The sequence below is a fragment of the Paraglaciecola hydrolytica genome, from assembly GCF_001565895.1.
GTDB classification, from domain to species: Bacteria; Pseudomonadota; Gammaproteobacteria; order Enterobacterales; family Alteromonadaceae; genus Paraglaciecola; species Paraglaciecola hydrolytica.
Window position 1 is genome coordinate 521,027 of the sequence record NZ_LSNE01000003.1, and the last position, 13,166, is coordinate 534,192.

Genomic DNA, 13,166 nt, shown 5'->3' on the forward strand with positions numbered 1-13,166 from the left:
AAAAAAATGGCTGCCCCTAATTGCACACAATCTCGGTCAGCCATTTTTCGTTTCATTAGATCATTACCGCTTTTACTGTTTAAACTTTTCGCCCAAATATAACCAAGTTTCAACCACAGTATCCGGATTTAACGATACGCTATCAATGCCCTGCTCCACTAACCATGCGGCAAGATCTTCATGGTCTGATGGGCCTTGGCCACAAATACCCACGTATTTACCGCGTTTTTTGGCAGCCTGTATTGCCATGGCTAATAAGGCTTTGACTGCAGGATTTCGCTCATCAAACAAATGGGCAATCAAACCTGAGTCACGATCAAGCCCTAAAGTCAGCTGGGTTAAATCGTTAGAGCCAATAGAGAAACCATCAAACATATCAAGGAATTGATCAGCTAGCAGTGCATTGGATGGCAGTTCACACATCATGATCACTCTTAAGCCATTTTCACCTTGTACCAAACCTTCTTCAGCCAGTAAATCAATGACTTGCTGACCTTCTTCCAAAGTACGAATAAAGGGGATCATGATCTCAACGTTAGTTAAGTCCATAAGATTACGCACCCGTTTAATGGCTTCGCATTCCAGCGCAAAACAAGGGCGGAAATCCTCAGAAATATAACGACTAGCACCACGGAACCCTAACATGGGGTTTTCTTCATGGGGTTCATACTGAAACCCACCGACTAAATTAAAGTACTCGTTAGATTTAAAGTCAGACATGCGTACGATGACTTTTTTCGGATAAAAGGCCGCGGCAATAGTTGATATACCTTCTACCAGTTTTTCAATATAAAACTCTACAGGGGATGTATAGCCCGAAATCATGTCGGTAATTTCAGCTTTAACATCCTGTGGTTGTTCATCAAAATTAAGCAAAGCCTTAGGATGCACACCTATCATGCGATTGATAATAAATTCTAAGCGCGCTAAACCCACACCTTCATGGGGTAAACGAGCAAAATCAAAAGCACGATCCGGATTACCCACATTCATCATGACTTTTAAAGGTACTGGCGGCATGGCGTCTATTCTTGATGTCACCACATCAAAACCTAATACATCTCCGTAGATAAAACCGGTATCACCTTCGGCACAAGACACCGTAATTCGATCGCCATTGGTGATCAAATCAGTGGCGTTACCACAGCCAACAACCGCAGGAATACCTAACTCACGAGCAATGATCGCCGCATGACAAGTACGTCCACCACGATTGGTAACAATGGCCGAGGCTTTTTTCATAATGGGTTCCCAGTCGGGATCGGTCATGTCGGTGACCAATACATCACCCGGCTGAATTTTATCCATTTCCGTCACTGAGCCTAAAACTTTAGCCACACCAGCACCAATCTTGTGACCGATTGCGCGGCCTTCACACACGACTTTAGCTTCACCTTTTAAACGAAAACGTTCGATGACTTGCACATCTTCGCGGCTACGCACGGTTTCAGGACGTGCTTGCACGATATATAACTTGCCATCTATACCGTCTTTGGCCCATTCAATATCCATGGCACGTTTATAATGGCGCTCAATGATTAAGGCCTGTTTGGCAAGCTCCATGACTTCGTCGTCAGTTAAAGAAAACTGTTTGCTCAAAGTTAAGTCGTTATCAACGATTTCGACTTGTTTGCCATGACTCATGTCGCTGGAGTAAATCATCTTAACCAGCTTGCTACCTAGGTTGCGGCGCACAACCGCCGGTTTGCCTTTTTCAAGAGTCGGTTTATGTACATAAAATTCGTCAGGATTAACCGCGCCTTGCACCACCATTTCGCCTAAACCATAAGACGAGGTAATAAAAACAACGTCTTCAAAGCCCGATTCGGTATCAATAGAAAACATCACGCCGGAAGCAGAACAATCACTGCGCACCATCCGCTGCACACCAGCCGATAACGCGACACCTTTGTGGTCGTAGCCCTGATGCACACGATAAGAAATTGCACGGTCGTTAAACAAGGAAGCAAATACGTGTTTGATCGCCACCATTACCGCGTCGTAACCTTTTACATTCAAAAAGGTTTCTTGCTGGCCAGCAAACGAGGCATCGGGCATATCTTCTGCGGTTGCTGATGAGCGCACGGCAAAAGAAGCTTCCTCGCCAGCTTCACCTTGCAAGGTTTCAAAAGCCGTTTTAATCGCTTGCTCAAGCTCGGGTAAAAATGGGGTTTCGATGATCCAATTACGAATGGTTTCTCCTGCCTTGCCTAAGGCTGGAATATCATCAACATCGAGGCTATCGAGCAGGGTGTGGATACGTTGCTCCAAACCACTTTGCTCAAGAAATAAATTAAACGCATTCGCTGTGGTGGCAAATCCCCCCGGAACTTGCACTCCGGCATTGGCCAAATTAGATATCATTTCACCTAATGAAGCGTTTTTACCACCCACTACACCTACATCGCCCATTCCTAGTTGCTGATACCACAGTACGTGTTCTTGCATTCCTTCAGTCTCCAAAATGAATTTTTAGGGTTATTAAGCGTTTTACGTAAAACTAATTTCTGATTTACGAATTTTAATTTTCTGGTCGAAAAATATATATTTCTCAATAGGCTAGCTTTTTGCGTGGGGGATTTTAGAATGTTGCTCATACCAAAGTAAAATTTAATTTTTTCTGTAATTAAATTACAACAATGTTAAGGAAATGTTGTGAGAACAGCTTATTATATTTCGGACGGAACGGCCATCACCGCGGAGGTTTTTGGCCACGCACTCCTCTCCCTGTTTACGATGGAGTTTAAACACCTCACCATTCCCTTTGTAGAAACCCCCGAAGAGGCGCAACAAGTTGTTAACAAAATATCTGAAAGTTTTCAAGATGACGGACAACGTCCTTTAGTGTTTTACACCATAGTGAATGTTGAGGTACGTAAAATCATCTCAAAATCAGTGGGCATTAATTATAATTTTCTCGATCAATTTGTCGCACCTTTAGAAAAGGTCTTGGGGATCCCCTCTAAACCCGAAAAACATCGCACCCACAGTATTCACGAAAAAACCTACGACATTCGAATCGAGGCTGTAAACTATGCACTCGCCAACGACGATGGTACAAACTTAAAAGATTATAGCGAAGCCGATATTATTTTAGTTGGGGTGTCGCGCTCAGGTAAAACTCCCACCAGTTTGTATCTGGCACTACAGTACGGCATTAAAGCCGCCAACTATCCGTTTACCGAAGATGACATGGGCGATGTATTAAAAATGCCACCGGCCCTCAGACGCTTTAAAGACAAGTTATTTGGCTTAACCATTGAAGCAGATCGTTTACATCACATACGCTCAGAAAGACGCGCCAATAGCCGCTATGCATCCTTAGCCCAATGTCGGATGGAGTTACGCGAAGTAGAAAATTTATATCGCAAAGAAAAGATCCCTTTTTTAAACAGTACTCGTTATTCTATCGAAGAAATTTCTGCCAAAATCCTCGCTCAAACTGGCTTACAGCGACGAAAATACTAAAACATAACTTTGGACTTAAATAGGCTATCTAAACTTATTGTGCTGTGCCTAGTGTAACCAACATCAACACATCATTATTCTTTTAGATAGTTCATCGCTTGATCTGCCCAGGTGAGTGATTCACGATAACAACGATTGATCAGACAGATTTCTTGATTACTTAATTGTTCAAAAATTTGATTATCAAAACGCTCAATGGCCATATAATTTTTAAGCAATCGTCCCATATTATTATCCTGGCCAATTAGTGCGACTTTTATGCGTGCATCCAACATTAAATGCTCAAGTATGTTTTCTAGTTTAACCTCAAAAATTGCCTCAATCCCAGACAAAAGGCCCACCAAAAAACATTCAGAAACGTCAGATTTCAATAATTTATCTTGTGAGCATTCGGCATATAAAGATAACGTTTTGGCTCGTATTAAGATAGTTCTAAACAACTCAATAGGTTGTTTAGTTTGTGAGACTAAAGTTAAGATCATAGCCCACTGTTTCACCACATTTAAACCCAAAATAACCACCGCATCTTTTACCGATGTCACTTCTCTTACTAGCTGATAGAGTGGACAATTTATTAAGGCTATTATCTTTACAGTCAAAACAGGGTCGCGCGCAATTAGCTCTGCTACCTCATTAACTTCAATATCATCACGACTTAATTGCGATACCAAATGCAGAGCCGAGCGCTGATTTACATTGATTTTTTTCCCTTGAATAAGGGTGGGTCGTTCGAAATAGTAGCCCTGAAACAAATCAAACCCCAATTCTCGACAGGTTTCATATACAGCTTGAGTTTCAACTTTTTCTGCGAGTAATAAACAACCTGTTTGCTTTAGTGCTGGTAAGGTGTTTTTAAGCAGTGCAAAATCCACATCAATAACATCTACTTTGATGATTTTTAAATACTCAAAAAACGGCGTTTTAAATTTTTCTAATAAGTAGTCATCAAGAGCAAATTCAAAACCTTGCCGTTTCAATTGCTTCAATTTTTCTAAAACCAACTCACTAGGTTCAACCGTCTCTAAAATTTCAAAGATCAGGTTTTGTGGAGCCACAGGGAAAAAGTCATCGGCCAATAAAAACTGCTCATCAATATTGAGCAACATGGGTAAATCTAAATTGACATTGTCACTTAATATATTGGTACAGGTATTGATCAATAGTTCACGAGTAGCCATCAGGTTTCTATCCGTTTTTGACGAACGTAATACATTACCTCTGTATAAAATTTCGCTAGCCACCATTTTGTTATTCACATCGAATATGGGCTGTCTGGCTAACAATATTGTTTCGTCCATTGAAAAATTCCTACTTGAGTAACTTTGGTTTAATTAAGTAATGACCAATTTAAAATTTACAAGCCTTTGCCGAATTCTAAAACAGAGCTCGTTTAACTAAATGTTGAACTTTAATATTAGCAGAGCTTTGCAAAACTTTAGTGAGTAGAGTCATCATTGTTAATTCACAAGAGGCAAAAAATAATTTAAGTATATATTTTCATTATACATTTGCCTTAGTCGACTTGTAGTCATAATCTGATAGCGTAGGTAATAATATAGGCATTAAAATTACGTTATGAATAAGGCAAGCATTTTCGACAAAGCGAAGGCTCAAGCTGTAATCGATTTATTTATTCATCCGGTAATGGTGTTAGATAATCAGTTAAATTTAACGTCCGCCAACAAAGCTTTTCAACTTGACTCTGTGTTAGTCGAAAACCAATCAGCTTTAATCGAAAAAGCAAAAATATTGATGCAAGGTGAGCAAGAACTTGTTTTTTGGCAACATGAGAAAACTGAAAAATTACTCACTGCCATGCCTATGGCTCATGGCCGAACACTGATCAAAATAGCCAATTCTAAACCGTCAGCCTTGGCCAAACGTTACAACAACTTGCTTAATGTTATCGATCAAATGTCCGATGCCATCATTATTTGTAACAACGACAACAGCATTGATTTAATCAATGAACAATTTCAAAGTATTTTTCCTTTTACTCGCGCCGAAAACCAGCACAATACTAATCTACTGGAGTTTCTGCGAAACGCCATACTCACTATCTATCCCGATGATGTTGCAAGACAAAATTTATATTTTCGTTATTTAGAACGCCGACTGAACAAGAAACAAGAATGTTCTTTTAGTTTTTCTTTGCCGAACGGCCAATTTTATGAATATCGCGACAGTATTACTTTTAGTGGCGAAAGAATTGGCTTGCTGGTTAATGAATCGACGCATAAGGCGTTACAAGCCCAACTAGAAAATGCCTATAACGAAGCTAATGAGTTAAGTCATGCCAAAAGTAATTTTATGGCTGCAATGAGTCACGAAGTACGTACTCCACTTAACGCGCTAATAGGCCTGTTGGATCTATCGTCGCTTGAGCCTCAGCTACAGTCACACGAATATATCAGACGCATGTCCAATAGCGCCTCATCATTATTACGCTTAGTAAATGCCGTGTTAGATTTTAGTAAGTTTGATGCCCAAAAAGTAGAATTAAGAGCAATTAATACTAACCTCAGAAAATTATGCGAAAGGGTAATAGAAAACTTTTCCGGTCATGCCAAGACAACCGCCGTATTGCTTTATGTAGACCCTAATTTACCGAAAGAAGTTTCTGTAGATGAAATGCGCCTTAGTCAGGTTTTATCTAACCTTATCAGCAATGGCCTTAAGTTTAACCAAAGCCTTCATCCTGAACTAAGTGTCGTTGTGCGACCTGATGAATTAAGCGGTTATATTACCTTCACCATCAGTGATAATGGCATTGGTATCGCAGCTGAAGAGCAAACATCAATTTTTAACTTGTTTTCACAAGCTAACCATAAAATTCACGGTAAATTTGGTGGCACAGGATTGGGCCTTAGCATTTGCCAAAAAATTTGTGAATTAATGAATGGTGAAATTTATTTAAAAAGCGAGTTAGGTAAAGGCTCAAATTTTGTCGTGCAGTTACCTTTGTTGGCTGCGGAACCAAGTGAAATAGACTCAATAGACACCCACGGATTTGCCGACACTATTATTGCCACCAATGATCCTTATTTTTATCGAATACTACAGTTTTATGCTGAGACCTTAAGTTTCAAAACTCATTATTATGAGGCTTTACCAAAACAACTAACTCCCACCGAAATGCTATGTATCAACACTTATTTTCTAAAGGATCAAATCAGCCTCAATCATTTCCCTAATGCTCAGTTAGTTTATCTTTCTGATAATATTGACGAGGAATTCAAACACAACAACCATGTTGTTCATCGCACCCCAGTGTTTATCGATGAATTAATTACTATCGCACAACGCAAATCTAGTCAACCAGCAAGTGTAGAGCAGCAAATTTCCTACTCTGCAAAATCTAAGTTAAGAGCCTTAGTGGTTGAAGATAACAGCGATAATATGTTTGTACTTAAGAAACAATTTAGTACCTGTGGTATCGATACCTGTTTCGCCATGTCAGCTGAAGAAGCGGTGATCTTTTTTGAACAGCAAAACTTTGATCTGGTTATTAGCGATTATCAAATGCCCGGCGTTTCAGGTGCAGAACTGCTGACTATTTTAAGAGAAATAGAACAAGCGGAAGATAGGCCAGTGGCCACCATGTTAATTTTAACCGCGGATAAAACGCCCCGTTGCAGTGAAGAATGCACCAGCAGTGGGGCCGATAAAATACTCATGAAACCATTAGTTTTGCGGGAATTAGCCGAACTCATTGCAGCCAAAGAGCAACAATTATCAGCACGTCCTCCTGCCAATAAAAAACCAGAAGTCCTCAATGAGTTGCCAACCAAAGATGCAGACATAACATTTAATGACACTGACTTTTTTATTGATGAACGGCTATTAGAAAAACAACAAGACTCGAATTCACTGTTAAATTTAGACCAACTCCATGACATCATAGGGCATATTGAGCCACAGGAAGAAATACAATATTTGCAACAGTTTGCCACCAATTTAAATAATGTAATGGCCAATATGGAAGCCGCTGCCATGGCACAAGATTGGATTAAATTGGGGAAATTGGCACATAGTTTAAAAAGTAGCGCCATGATAGTGGGTGCTATGCAGTTGAGAAATCAATGTGAATTGATTGAAGAGGCTAGTGAACATGCACTTAATACCAACCAAATGTCAGCATTGTGGCAAGACGTAAAACAAAGCATTCATGTTTTACAAAACAATATCATTGAGCATTATAGCAACCATGAATAGCACTAAGGAAAGTCACATTGTTCTATTTATCACTCAACCAGATAGTGATGAATTAGTATTATCAACTCTACAAAAACATTACTCTCACTTAACTAAATGCACCCAACTCAAAGATGTGTGTAAATTGTTGGTCGATAAAACACCTAAAGTGTTTTTAATGACTGGAGATACCCTCGAAAAAAGTCTGTATAACTATTATCGTTCCTTAGATGCTGTCAGTAATTACGACATCTGTGAACACAGAGTTGTCGCTTTAATTCCAAGGCAAAGTGAAGCAGAAGCTTTTGAAGCCTACAAAGCTAAAATAATCGATGATTATATGGTGGCGCGTCCCATTTATGAGATGCACCGCATTATATTAATCTGTGAACATCTGTTTATTGAACTGGGTATAGAGCCCGCGCAGGGTCCATTAGATACAGCTAAAACCAATCAACAACTTGATAAATTTGCTGAACCATTAAAACAGTCTATGCAAAAAGGCTTGGCCCGCAAAGAAGATCTAAAACATGCTTTTGAGCACAGTGTGATTGAAATCGATAATGCATTGGAACTTGCTACTAGTAAAATTCAAATGAATCAGTCGGTTACCTTAGATATCAGGCGCTTAAAAGAAACGTTAGCGTCAATTCGTTCGGATGAAATTAGACCTGAGCTGCTTAAACTCCAATCTAAAGCACTCTTGCTATTAGAAAAAGCATTACATTTTGCCCAAGATGAGGACGAAGAAAAAGCAGCCCTGACTGCTGGAGACGCCGATATTGAGGCCGATGAAACCAAGAAAAAACCCAAACAAGAGTACGCATTTAACCGACTTTATCAGCAAAACATCGATCCTGAAGCATTGTTAAAAGAATCAAGTAATTTACCCAATATATTACTGGTAGAAGACGACATCATCAGCTCACAATTAACTAAGATGTTGTTAGCCAATTATTCGGTTCATTTAGAAACAGTAGCAAATGGTCGCCAAGCTTTTGCCAATTTAACCAGTAAAAAATATGACTTAGTGTTAATGGATATAAATTTACCTGACACCAATGGAATTTATATACTAGACCAAGCAACTTCTGGCAGTAGTATTAATAAAGACACCCCTATCATTATGTTATCGGGTAATAAAAACAAATCCACAGTGGCCAAAGCGTTAGAGCGAGGAGCTAAAGGGTACATTATCAAACCTTTAGATAAATCCACTGTTGGTAAACTCTTCACCCGTTTTCTAAATAAAAATAAATAGGAAAAACACCTAAGATGTTTACTCACTTTGAGCCAAGCCTAGTGCAATTTTTACGCGACCTTGCAGCCAATAACGATCGAGAATGGTTTAACGCCCATAAACAAGATTACGAAGATAAAGTCCGCACACCAGCTTTAGCTTTTATCGAGGCTATGGAGCCTTGGATCCGTATGGTATCGCCCCACTATGAGGCTTCAGCCAAAAAAGTCGGCGGCTCGTTAATGCGGGTTTATAAAGACGTGCGCTTTTCTAAAGACAAAGCGCCATTTAAAACCAATGTGGGTATTCAATTCAGACATGAAGTAGGTAAAGACGTACATGCGCCAGGTTTTTATTTGCACATTGCGCCAAATGAAATATTTTTAGGCGTTGGCACTTGGCATCCCGATCCCATCGCCTTAAAAACCATCCGCGAGCACATTGTCGCTAAACCTGGGCCTTACCAAGATGCCATTGAACACCAGCCTTTTCGGGATTTCTATGAATTAGCCGGCGATAGCCTGATACGCCCACCCAAAGGCTATGACGCTAATCATAAACTTATCGAAGAAATCAAACGTAAAGACTTTATTGCTCTGTGCAAACTATCAGAAGCAGACTTGTATCAAGGGGATTTTTGTAAACTAGTGGCCAGTCGTTTTGGTCGCGCCCAGCCATTTCAAAAATTTATCTGTGAGGCGCTTGGCTTACGTTTTTAACCATAGCGATTCTAATGCTTAGCACCGGTGTTGTTGTACAAGCTACAACTTGGCACCGGTGGTTTTATTAGCTCGGCCTTCGTCCTTCGCTTTTTCTGCTCTCACCCGACGCGCCTCTTTAGGGTCGGCGATTAAAGGTCGGTAAATCTCTATTCTGTCACCTACTTTAGGGCAATCTGAAAGTTTACAAGTACGATTCCAAATACCGACCTTTTGTACATCAAGATCGATTTCAGGAAAGCGTTTGATAATACCAGAGGCTTTAATAGCTTGTTCAACTGTGGTGCCTCGCTCTATTACCACTTCAAGCAAAGCTTGTTTTTCAGGTGTAGCGTAAGCGACTTCAATAGATATTTGCTGTTCGGTCATCTTAAGCTCCTGAGCTATAAATTTGTTTAGCTCGTTCAGTAAAAGCCACCACCATATTGCTAGCAATGGCGTTAAATACTTTGCCAAAGGCAAATTCAACCAATTTACTCGAAAAAGCAAAATCCAGATTGAGTTCAATCTTACAGGCGCTGGCATTCAACGTTTTGATCGTCCAGCCACCTGTGAGTTCAGAAAACGGCCCATCCACTAAATTCATTTGAATATATTCACCCCGTTTTAAGTTGTTTTGCGTGGTAAACCATTGTTTAACCCCCGCTTTAGAGATCAACAACGAGGCCCGCATACTCTCTTCATCTTGCGCCAGCACTTCAGTTTGCGCACAGCCCGGAATAAATTCTGGATAACGAGCGACATCATTAATTAAATCAAACATCGCTTCTGCGCTATAACCAACCAGAGCGCTACGTGACACATTGGGCATTTATTCTTCCACCGATATATACCGCTTATCCTTGAAACTGCAACTTTGTTGGCTACTATACTGACGGGCTGAAACCCGAGCTACAACTCACGAGCAATGTAGGTTGGCCCTTCTTTTATATAAAAAAATGCCGTCATAGCCATGGGGCTCAGTCTTTTGCCACCGCGCAATTCCAATGATGTCGGGTAAACAATTTTATTAATAACTTAAAAACCACCTAGGTTACCTAATTTAGACCTTGATGTTCAATCATAATGATCGCTGCACGCTTATTCTCTTCATCACTCCCACTCTACTTTTAACAATTTTTAAAGCTAATTGATCCCTTTTCAGTATCGCTACGTATTGCTCATTGACGGACAAGATGGGACTATAAAATGCTACACACTAGATTACCAAGATTGATACCTAAAATGCCTGTGCCTTTGGAAACCAAAGCCAAGGAGATAAATCATAGCGAGCTAGCTGCTTGGCTCGAAGCCATTGGCTCTCGTCGTGATAAAGTCGCTTTTGCCCAGCTATTTCGATTTTTTGCGCCTAAAATTAAAAACTTTGGTCGGCTACAGTTTAAAAACGAAGCCGAAGCCATGGAATTAGTCCAAGAAACCATGACCAACGTGTGGCGTAAAGCTCATCTTTATCAAGCCGACAAAGGTGCGCCCACAACGTGGATATACACTGTCATGCGTAATATGAGCTTTGATATGCTGCGCAAAATCCAGACTTACCGTGAAGAGACGTTGAGTGAAGATATTTGGCCATTGGAACAAACGGCACAACTGGCCGATGATGAAGATTTTAATGATCATTTGCTGATCCAACATCTCAACACTCACCTTGCGACCTTGCCAGAAAACCAGCAACAAATTGTCATAGGTATTTACATCAAACAACTTTCACACGAAGAACTAGCCCAAAAACTTGATCTACCTCTTGGGACCGTTAAATCGCGTTTGCGCTTAGCACTTGCTCGTCTGCGTTTGCAAATGGGAGAACATAATGATTAAACATCATCCGAGCTTATCTTTGTTAAGCAATTTTTCACAAGGGCAACTGTCCGCATCTTTGTCTATTGCCGTATCCGCTCACTTAGAACTTTGTAAACAATGTCAGCAGCAAGTCATGCAACAAGAAGAAGTCGCCATGCGTCAGCTATGTGATAGCAATATCATTGAAGATGACATAGATTTTGAGTCAGACAGTGTTTTTGACCTAATGCTCGCTAACATCACTGAGGATGACAGTGAGCTGATACCCAATCACAGCGAAGCACGCCACATCGAAATCAAGGGGCAGCAGTATGTATTGCCACGCGCCTTACAATCGGTGCGATTATCTAATTGGCTGAAATTCGGAAAATTAGCCCGTGCCAAAGTTGACTTAAATGAAGGTGAGGTACACGCCAATTTATTACATATAGAGGCTGGTGGTGCCATCCCCCCACATACTCATAAAGGTTTTGAACTGACCTTGCTACTAGCAGGTAACTTTAGTGATGCCCGTGGGGATTATGTAGCAGGTGACTTTATTTGGTTAAACGGTACACACACCCATAGCCCTGAAACCCAGTTAGGCTGTTTATGTTATACCGTAGCCAATGATGCCTTACATTTTACCCAAGGGATAAGCAAAGCGTTAAATCCCATTGGCAAATTGATTTATTAAGTAATGCAGCAACTCCCAATATTTATTGGCATTAGCGCTTGTTTAACCGGCCAAAAAGTACGTTTTGATGCAGGGCATAAACGCTCAGCGTTTTGCATGGAGCAATTAGAACCTTATGTACAATATCGTGCTTTTTGTCCTGAAGTTGCTATTGGTTTACCCACTCCAAGGCCAGCGATACGTCAGGTCAAAGTAGGTGAACGCATTGAGGTGCAACAAAATGATGGTACGGGTGATGTGTATGGGGAGCTGCACGATTATGGCAACAAAATAGCAGCACAACAACGTGACTTGAGTGGTTTTATTTTTTGCGCTAAAAGTCCAAGTTGCGGCACAGAACGGGTCAAGGTTTATCATCAACAAGGTCAACCTGCCGACTATGATGGCATTGGTATTTTTGCTAAAGCCATCATGGAAAACCAACCTAACTTACCGGTAGAAGACAGTGGACGTTTAATCGATGCCCAGCTGCGGGAAAACTTTGTCTTGCGCGTATTTACCTATAATAAATGGCTAAATTTACTCAGTAGTGGCTTAACAAAACACAAATTAATCACCTTTCATAGCCAGCATAAATATTTGCTCATGAGTCATGATCCTGTCGCGTATAAAACCATTGGCAAGTTATTAGGTGAATCCAAGCAAGCCTTGGATGAGTTGCAGCAGAGCTATATTTCAATGTTAATGGCGGCGCTTAAAAAAGTCGCCAGTCGTAAAAATCACGTTAATACCCTCCACCACCTACAAGGTTATTTTCAGCGTAATTTAGATGCTAAACAAAAACGTGAGCTGACCGAAAAAATCCACGATTATCGTTTGGGATTAAGCCCCTTATTAGTGCCACTTACCTTAATTAACCATTATTTAAGTGAGTTTCCTAATCCCTATCTCGCGTCGCAGGTTTACCTCGCTCCTTATCCCAAAGAGTTACCTCTACGTTATAGTTTTTAGCTCAATAGTCACCTAGATTTACCACAAAATTAATAATTTTAGTTAAACCCCACTGATCCAAAAAAAGTTTAACAACGTATCTATACTCATATTGAATAACTGAAAAACGATTAGGTAG

The 13,166-nt window shown here is 40.4% G+C and carries 11 protein-coding genes; 7 read left to right on the forward strand and 4 right to left on the reverse strand.

Annotated features, from left to right (window positions below; translation table 11 throughout):
* Positions 1 to 72 precede the first annotated feature (72 nt).
* Positions 73 to 2,448 carry a phosphoenolpyruvate synthase gene (ppsA, locus tag AX660_RS04870; RefSeq protein WP_068373339.1) on the reverse strand — a complete coding sequence of 792 codons (2,376 nt, stop codon included), beginning with the start codon at positions 2,446 to 2,448 and terminating at the stop codon, positions 73 to 75.
* A gap of 207 nt (positions 2,449 to 2,655) precedes the next feature.
* Here ppsA and ppsR point away from each other — a divergent pair, with 207 nt between their 5' ends.
* A complete protein-coding gene (gene ppsR, locus AX660_RS04875; protein ID WP_068373341.1) occupies positions 2,656 to 3,468 on the forward strand; it encodes a posphoenolpyruvate synthetase regulatory kinase/phosphorylase PpsR in 813 nt (270 codons plus the stop codon).
* Positions 3,469 to 3,542: 74 nt separating this feature from the next.
* Here ppsR and AX660_RS04880 read toward each other — a convergent pair whose 3' ends face one another.
* Positions 3,543 to 4,766 (reverse strand): EAL and HDOD domain-containing protein, encoded by a 1,224-nt coding sequence (locus AX660_RS04880; protein ID WP_068373344.1) that lies wholly within the window; start codon positions 4,764 to 4,766, stop codon positions 3,543 to 3,545.
* A gap of 277 nt (positions 4,767 to 5,043) precedes the next feature.
* On the opposite strand from AX660_RS04880, the gene AX660_RS04885 reads away from it, so the two are divergent.
* From AX660_RS04885 to AX660_RS04895, 3 genes are read left to right on the forward strand one after another with little or no spacing between them, the layout of a single operon-like run.
* A complete protein-coding gene (locus AX660_RS04885) occupies positions 5,044 to 7,683 on the forward strand; it encodes an ATP-binding protein (protein ID WP_068373347.1) in 2,640 nt (879 codons plus the stop codon).
* Entirely contained in the window at positions 7,676 to 8,923 is a 1,248-nt protein-coding gene (locus AX660_RS04890) for a response regulator (protein WP_068373351.1), read from the forward strand. Before AX660_RS04885 ends, AX660_RS04890 begins: the two co-directional genes overlap by 8 nt.
* A 14-nt stretch (positions 8,924 to 8,937) precedes the next feature.
* The gene (locus AX660_RS04895) at positions 8,938 to 9,621 is read left to right on the forward strand and encodes a DUF2461 domain-containing protein (protein WP_068373354.1); all 684 of its coding nucleotides are present in this window, start codon (positions 8,938 to 8,940) and stop codon (positions 9,619 to 9,621) included.
* 42 nt (positions 9,622 to 9,663) lie between these two features.
* Here the strand turns inward: AX660_RS04895 and AX660_RS04900 are convergent, their stop codons facing one another.
* Both AX660_RS04900 and AX660_RS04905 read right to left on the reverse strand, forming a co-directional pair.
* Complete coding sequence (locus tag AX660_RS04900; RefSeq protein WP_068373357.1) at positions 9,664 to 9,990, reverse strand: RnfH family protein; 327 nt, start codon at positions 9,988 to 9,990, stop codon at positions 9,664 to 9,666.
* A 1-nt stretch (position 9,991) separates the two neighbouring features.
* Positions 9,992 to 10,432 carry a type II toxin-antitoxin system RatA family toxin gene (locus AX660_RS04905; protein WP_068373360.1) on the reverse strand — a complete coding sequence of 147 codons (441 nt, stop codon included), beginning with the start codon at positions 10,430 to 10,432 and terminating at the stop codon, positions 9,992 to 9,994.
* 377 nt (positions 10,433 to 10,809) lie between these two features.
* Here AX660_RS04905 and AX660_RS04910 point away from each other — a divergent pair, with 377 nt between their 5' ends.
* The 3 genes from AX660_RS04910 to AX660_RS04920 are packed head-to-tail and all read left to right on the forward strand — an operon-like array spanning position 10,810 to position 13,048.
* Entirely contained in the window at positions 10,810 to 11,439 is a 630-nt protein-coding gene (locus AX660_RS04910; RefSeq protein ID WP_082768740.1) for a sigma-70 family RNA polymerase sigma factor, read from the forward strand.
* Positions 11,432 to 12,097 (forward strand): ChrR family anti-sigma-E factor, encoded by a 666-nt coding sequence (locus AX660_RS04915; protein WP_068373367.1) that lies wholly within the window; start codon positions 11,432 to 11,434, stop codon positions 12,095 to 12,097. Before AX660_RS04910 ends, AX660_RS04915 begins: the two co-directional genes overlap by 8 nt.
* A 3-nt stretch (positions 12,098 to 12,100) precedes the next feature.
* Positions 12,101 to 13,048, forward strand: coding sequence for a YbgA family protein (locus tag AX660_RS04920; RefSeq protein ID WP_068373369.1), 948 nt, complete (start codon positions 12,101 to 12,103; stop codon positions 13,046 to 13,048).
* Positions 13,049 to 13,166 lie beyond the last annotated feature (118 nt).

Excerpts from the sequence above, each read along its gene's own strand:
- ppsA (WP_068373339.1), bottom strand. The coding sequence starts at position 2,448 with ATGCAAGAACACGTACTGTGGTATCAGCAACTAGGAATGGGCGATGTA.
- AX660_RS04880 (WP_068373344.1), bottom strand. The coding sequence starts at position 4,766 with ATGGACGAAACAATATTGTTAGCCAGACAGCCCATATTCGATGTGAAT.
- AX660_RS04885 (WP_068373347.1), top strand. The coding sequence starts at position 5,044 with ATGAATAAGGCAAGCATTTTCGACAAAGCGAAGGCTCAAGCTGTAATC.
- AX660_RS04890 (WP_068373351.1), top strand. The coding sequence starts at position 7,676 with ATGAATAGCACTAAGGAAAGTCACATTGTTCTATTTATCACTCAACCA.
- AX660_RS04895 (WP_068373354.1), top strand. The coding sequence starts at position 8,938 with ATGTTTACTCACTTTGAGCCAAGCCTAGTGCAATTTTTACGCGACCTT.
- AX660_RS04900 (WP_068373357.1), bottom strand. The coding sequence starts at position 9,990 with ATGACCGAACAGCAAATATCTATTGAAGTCGCTTACGCTACACCTGAA.
- AX660_RS04905 (WP_068373360.1), bottom strand. The coding sequence starts at position 10,432 with ATGCCCAATGTGTCACGTAGCGCTCTGGTTGGTTATAGCGCAGAAGCG.
- AX660_RS04910 (WP_082768740.1), top strand. The coding sequence starts at position 10,810 with ATGCTACACACTAGATTACCAAGATTGATACCTAAAATGCCTGTGCCT.
- AX660_RS04915 (WP_068373367.1), top strand. The coding sequence starts at position 11,432 with ATGATTAAACATCATCCGAGCTTATCTTTGTTAAGCAATTTTTCACAA.
- AX660_RS04920 (WP_068373369.1), top strand. The coding sequence starts at position 12,101 with ATGCAGCAACTCCCAATATTTATTGGCATTAGCGCTTGTTTAACCGGC.